Here is a 15,902-nt window from a genome sequence, read left to right as displayed (position 1 = left end):
CCTATGCAGGCCTGAGCAGGATGTGCTTCTTCTTGCCGAACGACAGTTTGATCACGCCTTCCGGCGTCAAGTCGGCCGCCGACAACGCCATCTTTTCGTCGGTGACGGGCTCGTCATTGACGCGCAGGCCGCCGCCCTTGATCTGGCGCCGTGCTTCGCCGTTGGAGGCAACGAGACCCGCCTTGACGAAGGCGTTGAGCACGCCGAGGCCGGCGTCGAACTCGCCGCGCGGAATTTCCACGGTCGGCAGGCTCTCGGCCAGCGCGCCTTCCTCGAAGGTGCGGCGCGCGGTCTCGGCCGCCTCGTTCGCGGCCTCGCGGCCGTGCAGCAGCGCGGTTGCCTCGGTGGCGAGCACCTTCTTGGCCTCGTTGATCTCGGAGCCTCCGAGCGCCTCGAGCTTCCTGATCTCGCTCATCGGCAGCGTCGTGAACAGCTTGAGGAATTTGCCGACGTCGGCGTCTTCGGTGTTGCGCCAGTACTGCCAGAAATCATACGGCGAGAACTGGTCGGCGTTGAGCCAGACCGCGCCTTGCGCGGTCTTGCCCATCTTGGCGCCCGACGCGGTCGTCAGCAGCGGCGTCGTCAGCGCGTACAGTTGATGGGTGCCCATGCGACGGCCGAGATCGACGCCCATGATGATGTTGCCCCACTGGTCGGAGCCGCCCATCTGCAAGTTGCAGCCGGTCCGCCTGGCGAGCTCGACATAGTCGTAGGCCTGGCAGATCATGTAGTTGAACTCGATGAAGCTCATCTCCTGCTCGCGCTCGAGGCGGAGCCGCACCGAGTCCATGGTCAGCATGCGGTTGACCGAGAAGTGCCGGCCGACGTCGCGCAGCATCTCGATGTAGTTGAGCTTTGTCAGCCACTCGGCATTGTCGAGCATGATGGCGTCGCTCTTGCCCTCGCCATAGCGCAGCACTTTTGCGAACACACCACGGATAGATTCCTTGTTGGCCTCGATCTCGGCGACGGAGCGGATCGCACGCGTCTCGTCCTTGCCGGAGGGGTCGCCGACCATGGTGGTGCCGCCGCCCATCAGGGTGATCGGCTTGTTGCCGGACTGCTGCAGCCAGTGCAGCATCATCATGGTCAGGTAATTGCCGATGTGCAGCGAGCGGGCGGTGCAATCGTAGCCGACATAACCGGTCACCTCGCCCTTGGCGGCGAGTGCGTCCAGCCCCTCGAAATCGGAGCACTGATGGACGAATCCACGTTCCTGCAGCGTGTTGAGGAAATCCGATTTGAATGCAGTCATTTGTCGGCGCGCCTGACAATTCTTGGTTTACTGTTTTGGGAGCAATTTAAGGGTCTTCTATGGGAACTCGATTGCTGCCCGCCACTTTGGCCTGTGGCATTATAAGATGTGTCCCTCTGGCACAAGATCGGCATGCCGGAAGGGTCTCTTGAGGACGCTGATCCATGATGTTGACGGCACTCGGTTTGATGAGCGGCACCTCGCTGGACGGGGTGGATGTCGCGCTGATCGAAACCGACGGAAAGCAGGTGAAGGCATTCGGGCCGTCCGGCTACCGGCCCTATAGCCCGGCGGAGCGCAACCTGCTGCGGCAGGCGCTGAGCGAGGCGGTGCACCTGCCGCAGCGCGACGCCCGGCCGGGGATCTTGGCCGAGGCCGAGCGCGCGGTGACCCAGGCGCATGCTGAGGCGGTGGCCGCCTTCATCGCCCAGAACCGGATGAAACCGGAAGACATCGACATCGTCGGCTTTCACGGCCAGACCGTGCTGCACCGCCCCGAGAAGCGACTGACCGTGCAGATCGGCGATGCGCCGGCGCTGGCCAAGGCGATCCATATCCCGGTGATGTATGATTTCCGCGCCGCCGACGTCGAGGCCGGCGGGCAGGGCGCGCCATTCGTGCCGGTTTATCACCGCGCGCTCGTCCATTCGCTGGAGCGCGAAGGGCCGATCGTTGTGGTCAATATCGGCGGCGTCTCCAACATCACCTATATCGACGGCAACGACACGCTGATTGCCTGCGACACAGGCCCTGGCAACGCGCTGCTCGACGATTTCATGTATCGCACCATGAACCAGGCGTTCGACGCGGACGGAAAGTTCGCGGCCCTCGGCAAGGCGGACGAAGCCTGGATCGCACGGGCGCTGGAGTTGCCGTTCTTCGCAAACCCGCCGCCGAAATCGCTCGACCGCAACGACTTTGCTGCCCTCAAGCTGGGCGATATCGCGCCGGCCGACGGCGCCGCGACGCTCACCGCCTTCACCGCGGCGGCCATCGCCCGCATCATCCCGCTGCTGCCACGCAGGCCGCGAAGCTGGATCGTCTGCGGCGGCGGCGCCCGCAACCGGACCATGCTCCAGATGCTGCGGGAGCGCGTGGGGTCCGCCACTGTCGAGGCCGCCGAGACGGTCGGCTGGGCCTCCGACGCCATCGAGGCGCAGGCCTTTGGCTTCTTGGCTGCCCGCGGCCTAAAGGGCCTGCCGCTGTCGTATCCCGCTACCACGGGCGTGCCAATGCCAATGACGGGCGGGGTGATCGCGCGACCGTGAGGTGATCCTACAGCGATACCGGTCGATGCAAATGCATCGAACTTGACGAGTGCATGCAAATGCATCTATATTGGATGCAGTTGCATCCAACCGCCGGGATCGTTGCCATGACCGCTTCCCTCAAACTGATTAGCCACAAGCTCTGCCCATACGTGCAACGCGCGGTGATCGCGCTCAAGGAGAAGGGCGTTTCGTTCGAGCGGGTCGACATCGATCTCGCGAACAAGCCCGACTGGTTTCTCAAACTGTCTCCGCTCGGCAAGGTGCCGGTGCTGATCGTCTCGACCGACAAGGGCGAGGTCGCATTGTTCGAGAGCAACGTGATCTGCGAATACATCGAGGAGACGCAAGGCGGCCGAAAACTGCATCCGACTGATGCGCTCGAGCGTGCCGAGCATCGCGCCTGGATGGAGTTCGGCTCAGCGATTCTCGGCGATCTCTGGGGGCTGGAGACCACGACCGACCCGGCGACCTTCGAGAGCAAGCGTCAGGCGCTTGCGGCGAAATTCGCGCGTGTCGAAGCAGCGCTCGTGGCGGGGCCTTATTTCTCAGGCGAGGCGTTCAGCCTGGTCGACGCGGTGTTCGCGCCAGTGTTCCGCTATTTCGATCTGTTCGATGAACTGACCGAGCATGGAATCTTCAGGGATTTGCCAAAGGTGCAGGCGTGGCGGGCCGAACTGGCGAAGCGCCCCAGTGTGCGCTCGGCGGTCGACTCAAATTATCCGGAATTACTCCGCGCCTTCCTCGTGCGCCACGACGCGCATCTGCTCAAGCTTGCGGCCTGAGCCCAAGCCGATGTCGCAATCCATGGCCTGGCTGATGCTGGTGATCGCCGGCGCACTTGATGTCGGTTGGGCGATCTCGATGAAATATGCGGAAGGCTATACGCGCGCCGGCTGGAGCGTCGTTTCGCTCGTGCTGCTCGTAGCCTTCGTTGTCCTGCTCGGGCGTGCCTTGAAGGTGCTCGAGGTCGGCGTCGCCTATTCGGTGTGGACCGGGATTGGCGCCGCCGGCACCTTCATCATGGGCGTCGTGCTGTTCGGCGAGACCTTGAGCGCGATGAAGCTTGCGGGCATCGCGCTCGTCTTGATGGGAATCGTCGCGCTCAAGCTGGCTTGAGCGGTGCCCCTTTAGCGCACGTTGGCGAGGCGCATGTCGAGATAGGCGGTGATGGTTTCCATCAGCGGCTCGAGCTTGGCGTCGAAGAAATGATTGGCGCCAGGGATGACCTGCTGGTCGATCACGATTCCCTTTTGCGTCTTCAGCTTCTCGACCAGCGTGTTCACGTCCTTGGGCGGCACTACCGCATCCTTCTCGCCATGCACGATCAGGCCGGAGGACGGGCAGGGCGCGAGGAACGAGAAGTCGTAGAGGTTGGCGGGCGGCGCGATCGAGATGAAGCCCTCGACCTCCGGACGGCGCATCAGCAGCTGCATGCCGATCCAGGCGCCGAAGGAGAAGCCGGCAACCCAGCAGGCGCGCGCTTCGGGATTGATGGTCTGCGCCCAGTCGAGCGCCGCGGCCGCGTCCGACAATTCGCCGGTGCCGTGGTCGAACGAGCCCTGGCTGCGGCCGACGCCGCGGAAATTGAATCGCAGCACCGAGAAGCCACGGTGCGCGAACGCATAGTAGCACTGGTAGATGATCTGGTGATTCATCGTGCCGTGGAACTGCGGATGCGGATGCAGGACCATCGCGATCGGCGCGTTCTTCTGCTTGGCCGGATGGTAGCGGCCTTCGAGACGGCCGGCGGGGCCGGTGAAAATAACTTCAGGCATGATGATCTCTTGATTGATCCCTTGAAGACGCTCTTCAACAATCAACCGATTGTGCGGATTTCATCGGCTGCTGGGCCGATCAAGCCGCGAATGGAAGGGTGGAGCGGCGCCCTCGGATGATGCGCGAGCGGCGCGCGGCGAACTGACGCGCGCGTTCTAACATGAGGCGAGGGTCAAAAAGCAAGCATCTTGAACATCCCGCAATCGGCTCAAGACCTTAGCGTGTCATGGCCGTCATCGCGCGAAGGCGATTGGGAATCGAGATTGCCAAGCGCTGCCCGGGGGCCCATGTCGGGTACCAGTGCGTAAGAAGCAGCCTGATCCGGATGGTAATATAATACGTCATGCCGAGCCGTGTTTATCTCGACTGGAACGCGACCACGCCGCTTCGCCCTGAGGCGCGAAGCGCAATGCTCGCAGCCTACGAGCTGATCGGCAATCCGTCCTCGGTTCACGCCGAGGGGCGCGAGGCGCGTCGGCTTATTGAGGAGGCACGGACCACGCTTGCGATGGCTGTGGGAGCGCTGCCGCGGAACGTCGTCTTCACCTCCACGGGAACCGAAGCCAACGCGCTGGCGCTGTCACCGGGGCTTCGGGGGCCGTCTGGGGGGCCTGTCGAGCGGCTTCTGGTCTCGGCCGTCGAGCATGCTTCGGTACTGGCAGGCGGTCGGTTCCCGGCAGATGAGATCGGTCAGATCAGGGTCACGCGTTCCGGTGTGATCGACCTCGATCATTTGAAGGCGCTGCTCAGCGAGGGGCCGCCGGCGTTGGTCTCCGTCATGGCCGCCAACAACGAGACGGGCGCACTGCAGCCGGTCACTGACGTCGCGGGAATCGTTCACGGGGCCGGCGGCCTCCTGCACGTCGATGCAATCCAGGCGCTTGGAAAAATCCCCTTCGATATCAGGGTGATCGGCGCGGACCTTGCGACCTTTTCTGCGCACAAGATCGGCGGCCCCAAGGGGATCGGCGCACTGGTCGTGGCCGAGGGCGTGGCCGGACTTGAGCCGGTGCTGCGGGGCGGCGGGCAGGAGCTGAACCGGCGCGCCGGAACCGAGAATGTCGCCGGCATTGCCGGCTTCGGGGCATCCGTGCGGGTTGCCCTTCAGGCTTTGCCGGAGGATGCGGAACGGATAGTAACCCTCAGATATCGCTTGGAAAATGGCATTTGCTCCATGGCCGGCGCAACGGTCTTCTCAGGTGACGTCAGGCGGTTGCCTAATACCGTTCTTTTCACGGCTCCTGGCTTGAAAGCCGAGACCGCCGTGATCGGCTTCGACCTCGAAGGCGTCGCCGTGTCTTCAGGCTCCGCCTGTTCCTCGGGTAAGGTGCAGCCGTCCCACGTGCTGTCGGCGATGGGGTATGATCCCACCGTCGCGCAGGGAGCGGTGCGTCTCAGTCTGGGCTGGTCCACGGAGCCGGATGACATCAACAGGGCGTTAGAGGCTTGGCGAAAGCTCGGTAATACCCTACTTAAGGGATAAGCGATGAAACACGGCTTGAACGGTTCTAAGCGCGTGCGTCCCGCCAAGAAACATCGTAATAGTCGTCCGAGTTTGATGATCCACCGCGGTCCTTGAAACCGCGAGCGGAGGATAGAATGCCAGCCGTGCAAGAGACGGTCGAGCGCGTGAAGCGCATCGACGTCGATCAGTATCGTTATGGGTTTGAGACCCTGATCGAGTCCGACAAGGCCCCCAAGGGGCTGTCGGAAGAGACCGTCAAGTTCATCTCCGAGAAGAAGAACGAACCCGCCTGGATGCTCCAGTGGCGGCTCGAAGCCTATCGGCGTTGGCTGACCATGACCGAGCCGACCTGGGCCCGCGTCGACTATCCCAAGATCGACTTCCAGGACCTCTATTACTATTCGGCGCCGAAGCCGAAGAAGACGATCACCTCGCTCGACGAGATCGATCCGGAGATCCTCAAGACCTACGAAAAGCTCGGCATCCCCTTGCGGGAAGTCGCCATGCTCGAAGGCGTCGAGCCCAAGCCCGGCGAGCAGGATCCCAACAGGCGCAAGATCGCGGTCGACGCTGTCTTCGATTCGGTCTCGGTTGCGACCACCTTCCAGGCAGAGCTGAAGAAGGCCGGCGTGATCTTCATGCCGATCTCGGAAGCGATCCGCGAGCATCCCGAACTGGTGCAGAAATATCTGGGATCCGTGGTGCCGACGTCGGACAATTTCTATGCGACGCTGAACTCGGCGGTGTTCTCGGACGGCTCGTTCGTCTACGTGCCGCCGGGCGTGCGCTGCCCGATGGAGCTGTCCACCTACTTCCGCATCAACGAGCGCAACACCGGCCAGTTCGAGCGCACGCTGATCATCGCGGACAAGGGCTCCTACGTCTCGTACCTCGAAGGCTGCACCGCGCCGCAGCGCGACGAGAACCAGCTGCACGCGGCCGTGGTCGAGCTCGTCACGCACGACGACGCCGAGATCAAATATTCGACGGTGCAGAACTGGTACCCGGGCAATTCGGAAGGCAAGGGCGGCATCTACAATTTCGTCACCAAGCGTGGTGACTGCCGCGGCAACAATTCCAAGATCTCCTGGACCCAGGTCGAGACCGGTTCGGCGATCACCTGGAAGTATCCGAGCTGCATCCTGCGCGGCGACAATTCGCGTGGTGAATTCTACTCGATCGCGATCTCGAACGGCTATCAGCAGGTCGACTCGGGCACCAAGATGATCCATCTCGGCAAGAACACGTCGAGCCGCATCATCTCCAAGGGCATTGCGGCCGGCAGGTCGCAGAACACCTATCGCGGGCTCGTCACGGCGCATCGCAAGGCGACCGGCGCCCGCAACTTCACCGCCTGCGATTCGCTGTTGATCGGCGACAAATGCGGCGCGCACACCGTGCCCTACATCGAAGCCAAGAACTCGTCGGCGACGTTCGAGCACGAGGCCACCACGTCGAAGATCTCCGAAGACGTGCTGTTCTACTGCATCCAGCGCGGCCTCACGCAGGAGGAGGCGGTCGGCCTCGTCGTCAACGGCTTCGTCAAGGACGTGCTGCAGCAACTGCCGATGGAGTTCGCGGTGGAAGCGCAGAAGCTGATTTCGATCTCGCTGGAAGGATCGGTCGGCTAGCGCCGGCCCTCGCGGCGCGCGTTGCGCGCCCCATGCATCATTTGAATAAACTGGACACCAAGATGGCTTTGCTTGAAGTGAAAGACCTCAAGGTTCGTGTCGAGGAGCGTGAGATCCTCCACGGGCTGACGCTGACCGTGAACGAGGGCGAGATCCACGCGATCATGGGGCCGAACGGCTCCGGCAAGTCGACGCTGTCCCACGTCATCGCCGGCAAGCCGGGTTACGAGGTCACTGACGGCGAGATCCTGTTCAAGGGCGAAGACCTGCTCGCGATGGCCCCGAACGAGCGCGCGGCCAAGGGCGTGTTCCTGGCGTTCCAGTATCCGGTCGAGATTCCCGGCGTCTCCACCATGAATTTCTTGCGCACCGCGCTGAACGCGCAGCGCAAGGCGCGCGGCGAGAGCGAATATTCGACGCCGGACTTTTTGAAGAAAGTCCGCGACGTCTCGAAATCGTTGAACATCCCGCAGGACATGCTCAAGCGCGGCGTCAATGTCGGCTTCTCCGGCGGCGAGAAGAAGCGCAATGAGGTGCTGCAGATGGCGCTGTTCGAACCCAGCCTGTGCATCCTCGACGAGATGGATTCCGGCCTCGACATCGACGCGCTGCGCATCGCAGCCGACGGCGTCAACGCGCTGCATTCGCCCAAGCGCGCGATGGTTGTCATCACCCACTATCAGCGGCTGCTGAACTACATCGTGCCTGACGTCGTGCACGTGATGTCAAAAGGCCGTGTCGTGAAGAGCGGTGCCAAGGACCTGGCGCTGGAGCTGGAGTCGTCCGGCTACGCCCAGTACGAGGACGCGTAAGGAATTTTGCGATGAACGTTGCTGTGGCAAAGACCGGAAACGGCCGCGCGGTGAGCGATCTGTTCGCCAGCGCCGAAGGCCGTCTGCCGGGTTCGCCTTCCGTGATCGCTGTGCGCCGCGAGGCGTTCGAGACCTATGAGCGTCTCGGCCTGCCGCACCGCCGGATCGAGGAATGGAAATACACCGATCTGCGCGCGCTGGTCGGCGAGGTGTTGCCGCTGGCGGCTGCGCCCGATGCGGCTGCGTTGAAGCGCGCTGCGGAGGCGGTGAAGGCGCACGCGATCGCAGGCGCCCGCAAGCTGGTTCTGGTGGACGGCGTGTTCGCTGCCGATCTGTCCGACGTCAAGGCGCTGGCCTCCGAGGCGGGCTTTAAGACCTTGCGGGAGACGCTGGAGAAGGATTCCAGTCTGTTGAAGACCGCGGCCACCGATGCGGTGATCGCGCTGAACGCGGCGATGGCGACCGACGGTGTCGTGCTTGATATCGCCGATGGCGCGCAGCTCTCCGCGCCGATCCAGATCATCCACATCGCGATCACGTCTTCCGCGTCGACGTTCACCCGCTCGCAGATCGCGATCGGGAAGGGCGCTCGTGCCACCATCATCGAGAGCTTCGTCGCGGCCGGCGCCAAGGCTTACCAGGTCAGCGATGCCGTCATCCTCTCGGTCGGCGACAACGCAGACGTCGCGCATATCCGCTTGATGGATGATTCGCCGGATGCGGTGAACATCACCTCGCAGTTCGTCAGGGTTGGTGCGAACACGAAGCTGAATTTCTTCAACATGACCACCGGCGCTGCGGTCAGCCGCCTGCAGGGCTTCATCACGCTGGCGGGCGAGGGCAGCGAGCTCTCGGTCAACGGCGTGAACCTGTTGCAGAAGACCGAACATGGCGACACCACGCTGGTCGTCGATCACGCGGTGCCGAATTGCGTGAGCCGCGAAGTCTTCCGCGCCGTGATCGACGATCGCGCGCATTCGGTGTTCCAGGGCCGCATCATCGTTCGTCCCGACGCACAGAAGACCGACGGCAAGATGATGATCCGTGCGCTGCTGCTCTCGGACGAAGCCGAGGCCGACAACAAGCCCGAGCTCGAGATCTTCGCTGACGATGTCTCCTGCGGTCATGGCGCTACCGCCGGCGCGCTCGACGACAGTCTGCTGTTCTATCTGAAGGCCCGCGGCCTGCCCGAGAAGCAGGCCCAGGCGCTGCTGATCCAGGCTTTCGTCGGCGAGGCGATCGAGCAGATCGCCGACGATGATCTGCGCGAGCACGTGATCGGCATTGCCGAGCGCTGGCTGGAGCGGCGCCAATGAGCACGCATCCCGCAGTCAAGAACGGCTCTTACGACGTCGCGCGCGTGCGCCAGGATTTTCCGGCGCTGGCCATGCAGATCTATGGCAAGCCGCTGGTCTATCTCGATAACGCGGCTTCCGCGCAGAAGCCGAGTGCCGTGCTCGATCGCATGACGCAGGCCTACACCTCCGAATACGCCAACGTGCACCGCGGCCTGCATTATCTCGCCAACGCCGCGACCGAAGCCTATGAGGGCGGTCGCACCAAGGTGGCGCAGTTCATCAACGCTGCCCGGACCGAGGAAGTGATCTTCACCCGCAATGCGACCGAGGCAATCAACCTCGTCGCCTCGTCCTGGGGTGAACCGAACATCAGAGAGGGCGACGAGATCGTCATCTCGATCATGGAGCACCACTCCAACATCGTGCCCTGGCATTTCCTCAGGGAACGCCATGGTGCCGTGATCAAATGGGCGCCGATCGACGATGAGGGCAATTTCCTCATCGACGAATTCGAGAAGCTCCTGACATCGAAGACCAAGCTGGTCGCGATCACGCAGATGTCGAATGCGCTCGGCACCATCGTTCCGGTCAAGGACGTCGTGAAGATCGCCCACGCCCGCGGCATCCCCGTGCTGGTCGACGGCAGCCAGGGCGCCGTGCATCTGCCCGTCGATGTCCAGGACCTCGGCTGCGACTTCTACGTCTTCACCGGCCACAAGGTCTACGGTCCGACCGGCATCGGCGTGCTCTGGGCCAAGTACGACCACCTCGTCGCGATGCGTCCGTTCAACGGCGGCGGCGAGATGATCCGCGAAGTCTCGCGCGACATCGTCACCTATGGCGATCCCCCGCACAAATTCGAGGCCGGCACGCCGGCGATCGTCGAGGCCGTCGGGCTTGGCGCCGCCATCGACTACGTCAATTCGATCGGCAAGGAGCGCATCGCCGCGCACGAGCACGATCTCGTCACCTACGCCCAGGACAAGCTGCGCGAGATCAACTCGCTGCGGCTGATCGGCACGGCACGGGGCAAGGGCCCGGTGATCTCGTTCGAGCTCAAAGGCGCCCACGCCCATGACGTCGCCACCGTGATCGACCGCCAGGGCATCGCGGTGCGCGCCGGCACCCATTGCGTGATGCCGCTTTTAGAGCGGTTCAACGTCACAGCCACCTGCCGGGCGTCGTTCGGCATGTATAATACGCGGGAAGAAGTCGATCATCTGGCACAGGCGCTGTTGAAGGCGCGGGATTTGTTCGCATGAGTGACACGGCAGAAATCAAAGCCAATCCGATGGAAACCCAGTCGGCGCTGCCGCCTGAGGAGACCGAGCGTCTCACCACCGAGATCATCGCCGGGCTCAAGACCGTGTTCGACCCGGAAATCCCGGCTGACATCTATGAGCTCGGCCTGATCTACAAGGTCGAGATCAAGGACGATCGCTCGGTCGACGTGCAAATGACCCTGACGACGCCGAACTGCCCGGCCGCCGGCGAGTTGCCCACCATGGTCGAGAACGCGGTCGCCAGCGTTCCCGGCGTCGGCGTGGTCGACGTCAAGGTGGTCTGGGAGCCGGCCTGGACGCCGGAACGCATGAGCGACGAGGCCCGCCTCGTGCTCAACATGTGGTGACGCGTAACCTCGGCTTTAGATCCTTGTTGGATCCTTGGCATTGAATTCGCTCGGCAACGGACCACATCACTGACATGACACAGATATCGTCGGGCTCGACACCAGCATCCACTCCGAAGCCGCGGCGGCCCCGCCCGCAGGTAATGCGGCTGACGGACGCCGCTGCCCAGCGCATCAGCGAGCTGACCCAACGGGCCGATTCCGAGATCGTGGGCCTGCGCGTCGGCGTCAAGAACGGCGGCTGTGCCGGTCAGTCCTACACCGTCGAATACGCCCATGATGTCCGCCCGACCGACGAGGTCGTCGAGGACAAGGGCGTCAAGATCCTGGTCGATCCGAAGGCCGTGCTGTTCCTGCTCGGCACCGAGATGGACTACAAGGCCGACAAGATGCAGGCCCAGTTCGTCTTCAACAACCCCAACCAGATCTCCGCCTGCGGCTGCGGCGAGTCGGTCGAGCTGCGCCCGGCGCAGATCGACGGGTAGTTTTTCCGTCATTGCGAGGAGCACTTGCGACGAAGCAATCCAGACTGTCTCTGCGGCGACAATCTGGATTGCTTCGCTTCGCTCGCAATGACGGCGGTGGTATGAACGCTGGGCTGCTCGCCCCGGGAAGCCTGCCATGGACCGCGAATTCCTGATCGACCTGTTCGCCGATTTCGGCCCTGTCGCCATCCGGAAAATGTTCTCCGGCTACGGTATCTCCGCCGACGGCGTCAATTTCGCGCTGTCTCTGCGTGCCGGCTTGTTCTTTCGCGCCGACGAGATGACCATCCCGGACTTTGAAGCGGAAAGCTCGAAGCCGTTCCAATACTCGACCCGCGCCAAGACCGTGGTGGTGAACTCCTACTGGGAGCTGCCGGCCCGCCTGTTCGACGATTCCGCGGAACTCGCGCAATGGGCGAGGGCCGCGCTCGCCGCCGCCCAGCGCGCCAAGGTGAAGAAGCGGCCCAAGGCCAAGAAGACACCGAAGAAGGCGGCGAACAAGCCGGCCAAGAAGGTCGCCAAGCCTGCGAAACCGTCGAAGAAGGCGAGCAAAAAGAGCTCGCTTGGGAAGCGCGCCAGGCGAGTGGGCTAAGCTCAAGTCCACGGCCTTTGTCAGGCCAACCCTCATGTCTTTGGCGATGTAAACGCAGACACCGTCAGCCAGCACGCGGCCGTCGGCAAATCCCAGGACCAGCCTGCCGCGCCTCACCTGGCGCATGACGACCTCGTAGCGCACGCATCGTGTGTCCGGTGTGATGGAGCCCGTGAACTCCACCTCGCCGACGCCGATCGCGCGGCCCTTGCCCGGCGAGCCCGACCATCCCAGCCAGTAGCCGACCATCTGCCACATGGCATCCAGCCCCAGAGACGCTGGCATCGTGGCATCGCCGCGATAGTGGCAATCGAAGAACCAATGGCCCGGCGCGATGTCGAGCTCGCCGACGATGTGGCCCTTGCCGAACTCGCCGCCGTCCAGGCTGATCTCCGTGATGCGATCCATCATCAGCATCGGCGGCGCCGGCAATTGCGCATTGCCCGGGCCGAAATAGCCGCCCTCGCTCGATCTCAGCAGGTCGTCCCTGGTGTAGGACGGTTGCGGCGTGTGAAAATCATGCGGGTTGGGCAAGACGACAAGTCCTCCGGATGCGCGCAGTCGGACGCCTCAAGACGGCGAGGGAGATGTCGTTCGTCAGGCCAGAATGTCAAGCGCAGGTGGCGGTGCGTAGCTTCGGCGTCACGCCACCCGGTTGTGCGTCTCGACCGCGAATTCCGGATCGGCCTCGCAGATCACGCGGTTGCGGCCGTTGCGTTTGGCGGCGTAGAGGCAGGCATCCGCGCGTTCGATCAGCGCGTCGGTGTCGTCGCCCTGCTTGAGCATGGAGACGCCGACGGAGATGGTGACGCGGCCGAGAATTTCGCCGGTGGACTTCTTTTTCAATTCCTTGGCCATCACCGCGCGGCGGATGTGATCGGCCACAGTAAGGGCCTGGCGCAGCGCGGTATTGGGCAGCACGACCGCGAATTCCTCGCCGCCATAGCGCGCGGTGATGTCCTGGCCCTTGATGGTCTGCTTCAGCGACAGGCCGACCAGCCGCAGCACCTGGTCGCCGGTGAGATGGCCGTAGGAATCGTTGAACGACTTGAAATGATCGATGTCGAGCAGCAGCAGCGACAGCGGCTCGCCGGAGGCGAGCGCGCCTTGCACGGCCATGTCGATCATGCGATCGAAATATTTGCGGTTGCCGAGCCCCGTCAGCGGATCGGTCAGGCTCTCGGCGCGGATCGCCTCCAGGCTCTGCTGGAGGTTGCTGATCTCGCTCTTCGACAGCGTCAGCCGGTCTTCCAGGGCCTTGTTGGTCTCGCGCATCTCGCTGGTCGAATGCAGCAACGTCTCGACGATCGACTTGAGCTGCTCGCGGTTCTCGGCCGATGAGAGCTTTTCGGTCGCAGCCGACAGGCTGGCATCGTAGGAGCCGGTCATCCCGAGCGCGTCACCGAGTACCTTCATCACGTCGTCGATCTCGCCGATGACGCGCGCGCCGACCTTGTCGATGCGGTCGGTGGTCTTGATGTGGGAGAGGTAGGTCTCGTAGATCTGATCGAGCTCGGCGTCGGTCAGCTTGCCGCTCCGCGCCAGTGTCTCGTTGATGATCTTGTTGAGCGGGGCGTTGTAGCCGGTGGCGTAGACGAACCAGATCTCGTAATTGCGGGGAATTGCCGTCTGTCGTAGCGATCGGATCTGACCGAGCGCTACCTCGGCGAACGCCATCGTGCGTTCGTGTTCGTCGAGCACCTTGACCACGGAACATACCCCACAGCGATCGGCGTGCCGTCGACCGCAGCAATACTTAAATTATGTTCGTAGGCTAACGGACGATCGTGAACGCCCCGTAAATATACGTCCACGAATACGTCCAAAAAAGTGCGCGCCAGCTTTATTTCAACCAAAGCCGGGCGCACATCGGGCTTCAGGCGCCGGCTGGGGAGCGAACCGGACGCAGCAGAAAGGCCGGCAGATGCGAGTGGTCGCCCGGCTCGCTGTCGGCCTCGCGTTGGCGGCGCGGCTCGGGACGGCCGATCGACGGCACATGGGACGGATTGGCCTGCTGGCGCGCACCGTCACGCGGCTCGGATGATGGCTTGGCTTCGCGCGGAGGCCTGGCTTCACGCGAAGGTCTGGCTTCACGCGAAGATCTGGCTTCACGCGAAGATCTGGCTTCGCGTGGAGGCCTTGCCTCGCGCGCGGGCCTTGCTTCGGAAGCCAACCTTGCCTCGGGAGCGGACCGTGCTTCGGCTGAAGGCTGTGCCTCGCCACGCGCTTCGCGCGGCTCCTGGCTGCGCTCACGATCGCGACCGCGTTGCGGCTTGCCGCGTCCGCCGCGTGAACGTTCACGGCCGCGCTGCTCGCGCGGACGCTCGCTCGCATCGGAAGCATCGGTGCGGACTTCGAAATCGCCTTCGGCGCGCGGAATGCTCTGGCCGATCAGCTTCTCGATCGCCACCATCGACTTCTGGTCGGGCGGCGTGACGAGCGAGATCGCCATGCCGGACCGGCCTGCGCGACCGGTGCGGCCGACGCGGTGGACATAGTCGTCGGGATGGTGGGGAACGTCGAAATTGAAGACGTGGCTGACCTCGGGGATGTCGAGGCCGCGGGCGGCGACGTCGGACGCGACCAGCAGCGGCAGCTCGCCCTTGCGGAACTGTTCGAGCGCCGCCGTGCGGGCCGACTGATCCATGTCGCCGTGCAGCGCGCCGACGCTGAAGCCGTGCTTTTGCAGCGATTTGTGAACGACGGCGACATCGCGCTTGCGATTGCAGAAGATGATCGCGTTCTGGAGATCCTTGGCCTCGCGGAGCAGTCGGCGAAGCAGCTCGCGCTTCTCGTGCGCCTCGCGCCCGGCCGGGACCTGACACTGCGTAACGGTGACAGCGGTGGTGGCGGGCTTCGATACCTCGATCTTCTGCGGATTGTGCAGGAAGGTCTCGGTGATGCGCCGGATCTCCGGCGGCATGGTCGCGGTGAAGAACAGGGTTTGCCGCGTGAACGGGACGAGCTTGCAGACGCGCTCGATGTCGGGAATGAAGCCCATGTCCAGCATGCGGTCGGCTTCGTCGATGACGAGCAGCTCGACGCCGGTGAGCAGCAGGCCGCCGCGCTCCGTGTGGTCGAGCAGGCGGCCGGGAGTGGCGATCAGCACATCGACACCGCGCGTCAGCTTGGCATCCTGGTCGCCGAAGGAAACGCCGCCGATCAGGAGGGCGACGTTGAGTTTCTGGCCCACGCCGTAACGGTCGAAGTTTTCCTTCACCTGCGCCGCGAGTTCGCGGGTCGGCTCAAGGATCAGCGTGCGCGGCATGCGCGCCCGGGCGCGGCCCTTTTCGAGAATGGTGAGCATCGGCAGCACGAAGGCCGCGGTCTTGCCGGTGCCGGTCTGGGCGATGCCGAGAACGTCCTTGCGAGCGAGGACGTGAGGGATCGCCTGTTCCTGAATGGGGGTGGGGGTGGTGTAACCGGTGGCCGCCACTGCGGCGAGGACTTTTTCGGATAGTCCGAGATGGGTAAAAGACATTGAGCCTCTGGTCGAAACCGCCGTTCGGATTCGAGGGTAATAAGGCTGTCGCGTTCCACCCCAAAACGGCGCGCTCTCAAAGAAGCTGGGGGTGCTGACTCACGCGAACAAAGCGCCAAGCTCAGGAATCGCTCTTCGATACCGAGCCGCGTCGACCCGGAACATAGGCGGGAATCGGCCAAAGTCAATGGAGCAGCCGCGGGAAG

The 15,902-nt window shown here is 63.5% G+C and carries 15 protein-coding genes and 1 pseudogene; 11 read left to right on the top strand and 5 right to left on the bottom strand.

Annotation, left to right across the window (positions count from 1 at the left end):
• Window position 1: 1 nt before the first annotated feature.
• On the bottom strand, window positions 2–1,255 hold the full coding sequence (gene tyrS, locus AC0L3U_RS02075; RefSeq protein WP_456764504.1) for a tyrosine--tRNA ligase: 1,254 nt from the start codon (window positions 1,253–1,255) through the stop codon (window positions 2–4).
• Between the two features lie 164 nt (window positions 1,256–1,419).
• Here tyrS and AC0L3U_RS02070 point away from each other — a divergent pair, with 164 nt between their 5' ends.
• The 3 genes from AC0L3U_RS02070 to AC0L3U_RS02060 all read left to right on the top strand — a co-directional run bounded on the left by AC0L3U_RS02070 (window position 1,420) and on the right by AC0L3U_RS02060 (window position 3,642).
• The gene (locus AC0L3U_RS02070; protein ID WP_473286911.1) at window positions 1,420–2,523 is read left to right on the top strand and encodes an anhydro-N-acetylmuramic acid kinase; all 1,104 of its coding nucleotides are present in this window, start codon (window positions 1,420–1,422) and stop codon (window positions 2,521–2,523) included.
• Between the two features lie 107 nt (window positions 2,524–2,630).
• The gene (locus AC0L3U_RS02065) at window positions 2,631–3,308 is read left to right on the top strand and encodes a glutathione S-transferase family protein (protein ID WP_473286908.1); all 678 of its coding nucleotides are present in this window, start codon (window positions 2,631–2,633) and stop codon (window positions 3,306–3,308) included.
• Between the two features lie 10 nt (window positions 3,309–3,318).
• Window positions 3,319–3,642 carry a DMT family transporter gene (locus AC0L3U_RS02060; RefSeq protein ID WP_456764501.1) on the top strand — a complete coding sequence of 108 codons (324 nt, stop codon included), beginning with the start codon at window positions 3,319–3,321 and terminating at the stop codon, window positions 3,640–3,642.
• 11 nt (window positions 3,643–3,653) lie between these two features.
• Here AC0L3U_RS02060 and AC0L3U_RS02055 read toward each other — a convergent pair whose 3' ends face one another.
• A complete protein-coding gene (locus tag AC0L3U_RS02055; RefSeq protein ID WP_007591562.1) occupies window positions 3,654–4,301 on the bottom strand; it encodes an alpha/beta hydrolase in 648 nt (215 codons plus the stop codon).
• A gap of 344 nt (window positions 4,302–4,645) precedes the next feature.
• Here AC0L3U_RS02055 and AC0L3U_RS02050 point away from each other — a divergent pair, with 344 nt between their 5' ends.
• The 8 genes from AC0L3U_RS02050 (at window position 4,646) to AC0L3U_RS02015 (ending at window position 12,215) form a co-directional block, all read left to right on the top strand.
• Complete coding sequence (locus AC0L3U_RS02050; protein ID WP_473360478.1) at window positions 4,646–5,785, top strand: cysteine desulfurase family protein; 1,140 nt, start codon at window positions 4,646–4,648, stop codon at window positions 5,783–5,785.
• A gap of 116 nt (window positions 5,786–5,901) precedes the next feature.
• Window positions 5,902–7,398 (top strand): Fe-S cluster assembly protein SufB, encoded by a 1,497-nt coding sequence (gene sufB / locus AC0L3U_RS02045; RefSeq protein WP_473286901.1) that lies wholly within the window; start codon window positions 5,902–5,904, stop codon window positions 7,396–7,398.
• A 62-nt stretch (window positions 7,399–7,460) separates the two neighbouring features.
• Window positions 7,461–8,210, top strand: a complete 750-nt coding sequence (gene sufC / locus AC0L3U_RS02040; protein WP_027569859.1) for a Fe-S cluster assembly ATPase SufC — start codon at window positions 7,461–7,463, stop codon at window positions 8,208–8,210.
• Window positions 8,211–8,221: 11 nt separating this feature from the next.
• Window positions 8,222–9,526, top strand: coding sequence for a Fe-S cluster assembly protein SufD (gene sufD / locus AC0L3U_RS02035; protein ID WP_473360477.1), 1,305 nt, complete (start codon window positions 8,222–8,224; stop codon window positions 9,524–9,526).
• On the top strand, window positions 9,523–10,770 hold the full coding sequence (locus AC0L3U_RS02030; RefSeq protein WP_473360476.1) for a cysteine desulfurase: 1,248 nt from the start codon (window positions 9,523–9,525) through the stop codon (window positions 10,768–10,770). The genes sufD and AC0L3U_RS02030 overlap by 4 nt, the downstream gene beginning before the upstream one ends.
• Window positions 10,767–11,138, top strand: a complete 372-nt coding sequence (locus AC0L3U_RS02025) for an SUF system Fe-S cluster assembly protein (RefSeq protein WP_007591551.1) — start codon at window positions 10,767–10,769, stop codon at window positions 11,136–11,138. The genes AC0L3U_RS02030 and AC0L3U_RS02025 overlap by 4 nt, the downstream gene beginning before the upstream one ends.
• Window positions 11,139–11,212: 74 nt before the next feature.
• Window positions 11,213–11,623 (top strand): HesB/IscA family protein, encoded by a 411-nt coding sequence (locus AC0L3U_RS02020; protein WP_007609828.1) that lies wholly within the window; start codon window positions 11,213–11,215, stop codon window positions 11,621–11,623.
• A gap of 136 nt (window positions 11,624–11,759) precedes the next feature.
• Window positions 11,760–12,215: a TfoX/Sxy family protein gene (locus AC0L3U_RS02015; RefSeq protein WP_473360475.1), complete on the top strand. Its 456-nt coding sequence runs from the start codon at window positions 11,760–11,762 to the stop codon at window positions 12,213–12,215.
• Window positions 12,216–12,221: 6 nt separating this feature from the next.
• Here AC0L3U_RS02015 and fabA read toward each other — a convergent pair.
• From fabA to AC0L3U_RS02000, 3 genes and pseudogenes are all read right to left on the bottom strand, one after another.
• Window positions 12,222–12,749, bottom strand: a pseudogene (gene fabA / locus AC0L3U_RS02010) (bifunctional 3-hydroxydecanoyl-ACP dehydratase/trans-2-decenoyl-ACP isomerase); the annotation flags it as partial.
• A 108-nt stretch (window positions 12,750–12,857) separates the two neighbouring features.
• A complete protein-coding gene (locus tag AC0L3U_RS02005; RefSeq protein WP_473360474.1) occupies window positions 12,858–13,925 on the bottom strand; it encodes a GGDEF domain-containing protein in 1,068 nt (355 codons plus the stop codon).
• Window positions 13,926–14,091: 166 nt separating this feature from the next.
• The gene (locus tag AC0L3U_RS02000; RefSeq protein WP_473360473.1) at window positions 14,092–15,696 is read right to left on the bottom strand and encodes a DEAD/DEAH box helicase; all 1,605 of its coding nucleotides are present in this window, start codon (window positions 15,694–15,696) and stop codon (window positions 14,092–14,094) included.
• Window positions 15,697–15,902 lie beyond the last annotated feature (206 nt).

Source organism: Bradyrhizobium sp. Kon69 (genome assembly GCF_055807515.1).
Note: the sequence above shows the minus strand (reverse complement) of the source record. Positions and strands in the feature narration are given on the sequence as shown.

Bases quoted from the DNA above. Each gene is read 5' to 3' on its own strand.
- AC0L3U_RS02000 (WP_473360473.1), bottom strand. From the start codon at position 15,696: ATGTCTTTTACCCATCTCGGACTATCCGAAAAAGTCCTCGCCGCAGTG.
- AC0L3U_RS02055 (WP_007591562.1), bottom strand. From the start codon at position 4,301: ATGCCTGAAGTTATTTTCACCGGCCCCGCCGGCCGTCTCGAAGGCCGC.
- AC0L3U_RS02015 (WP_473360475.1), top strand. From the start codon at position 11,760: ATGGACCGCGAATTCCTGATCGACCTGTTCGCCGATTTCGGCCCTGTC.
- AC0L3U_RS02020 (WP_007609828.1), top strand. From the start codon at position 11,213: ATGACACAGATATCGTCGGGCTCGACACCAGCATCCACTCCGAAGCCG.
- AC0L3U_RS02025 (WP_007591551.1), top strand. From the start codon at position 10,767: ATGAGTGACACGGCAGAAATCAAAGCCAATCCGATGGAAACCCAGTCG.
- AC0L3U_RS02070 (WP_473286911.1), top strand. From the start codon at position 1,420: ATGATGTTGACGGCACTCGGTTTGATGAGCGGCACCTCGCTGGACGGG.
- AC0L3U_RS02065 (WP_473286908.1), top strand. From the start codon at position 2,631: ATGACCGCTTCCCTCAAACTGATTAGCCACAAGCTCTGCCCATACGTG.
- sufC (WP_027569859.1), top strand. From the start codon at position 7,461: ATGGCTTTGCTTGAAGTGAAAGACCTCAAGGTTCGTGTCGAGGAGCGT.
- AC0L3U_RS02030 (WP_473360476.1), top strand. From the start codon at position 9,523: ATGAGCACGCATCCCGCAGTCAAGAACGGCTCTTACGACGTCGCGCGC.
- AC0L3U_RS02050 (WP_473360478.1), top strand. From the start codon at position 4,646: ATGCCGAGCCGTGTTTATCTCGACTGGAACGCGACCACGCCGCTTCGC.
- sufD (WP_473360477.1), top strand. From the start codon at position 8,222: ATGAACGTTGCTGTGGCAAAGACCGGAAACGGCCGCGCGGTGAGCGAT.
- AC0L3U_RS02060 (WP_456764501.1), top strand. From the start codon at position 3,319: ATGTCGCAATCCATGGCCTGGCTGATGCTGGTGATCGCCGGCGCACTT.
- sufB (WP_473286901.1), top strand. From the start codon at position 5,902: ATGCCAGCCGTGCAAGAGACGGTCGAGCGCGTGAAGCGCATCGACGTC.
- tyrS (WP_456764504.1), bottom strand. From the start codon at position 1,255: ATGACTGCATTCAAATCGGATTTCCTCAACACGCTGCAGGAACGTGGA.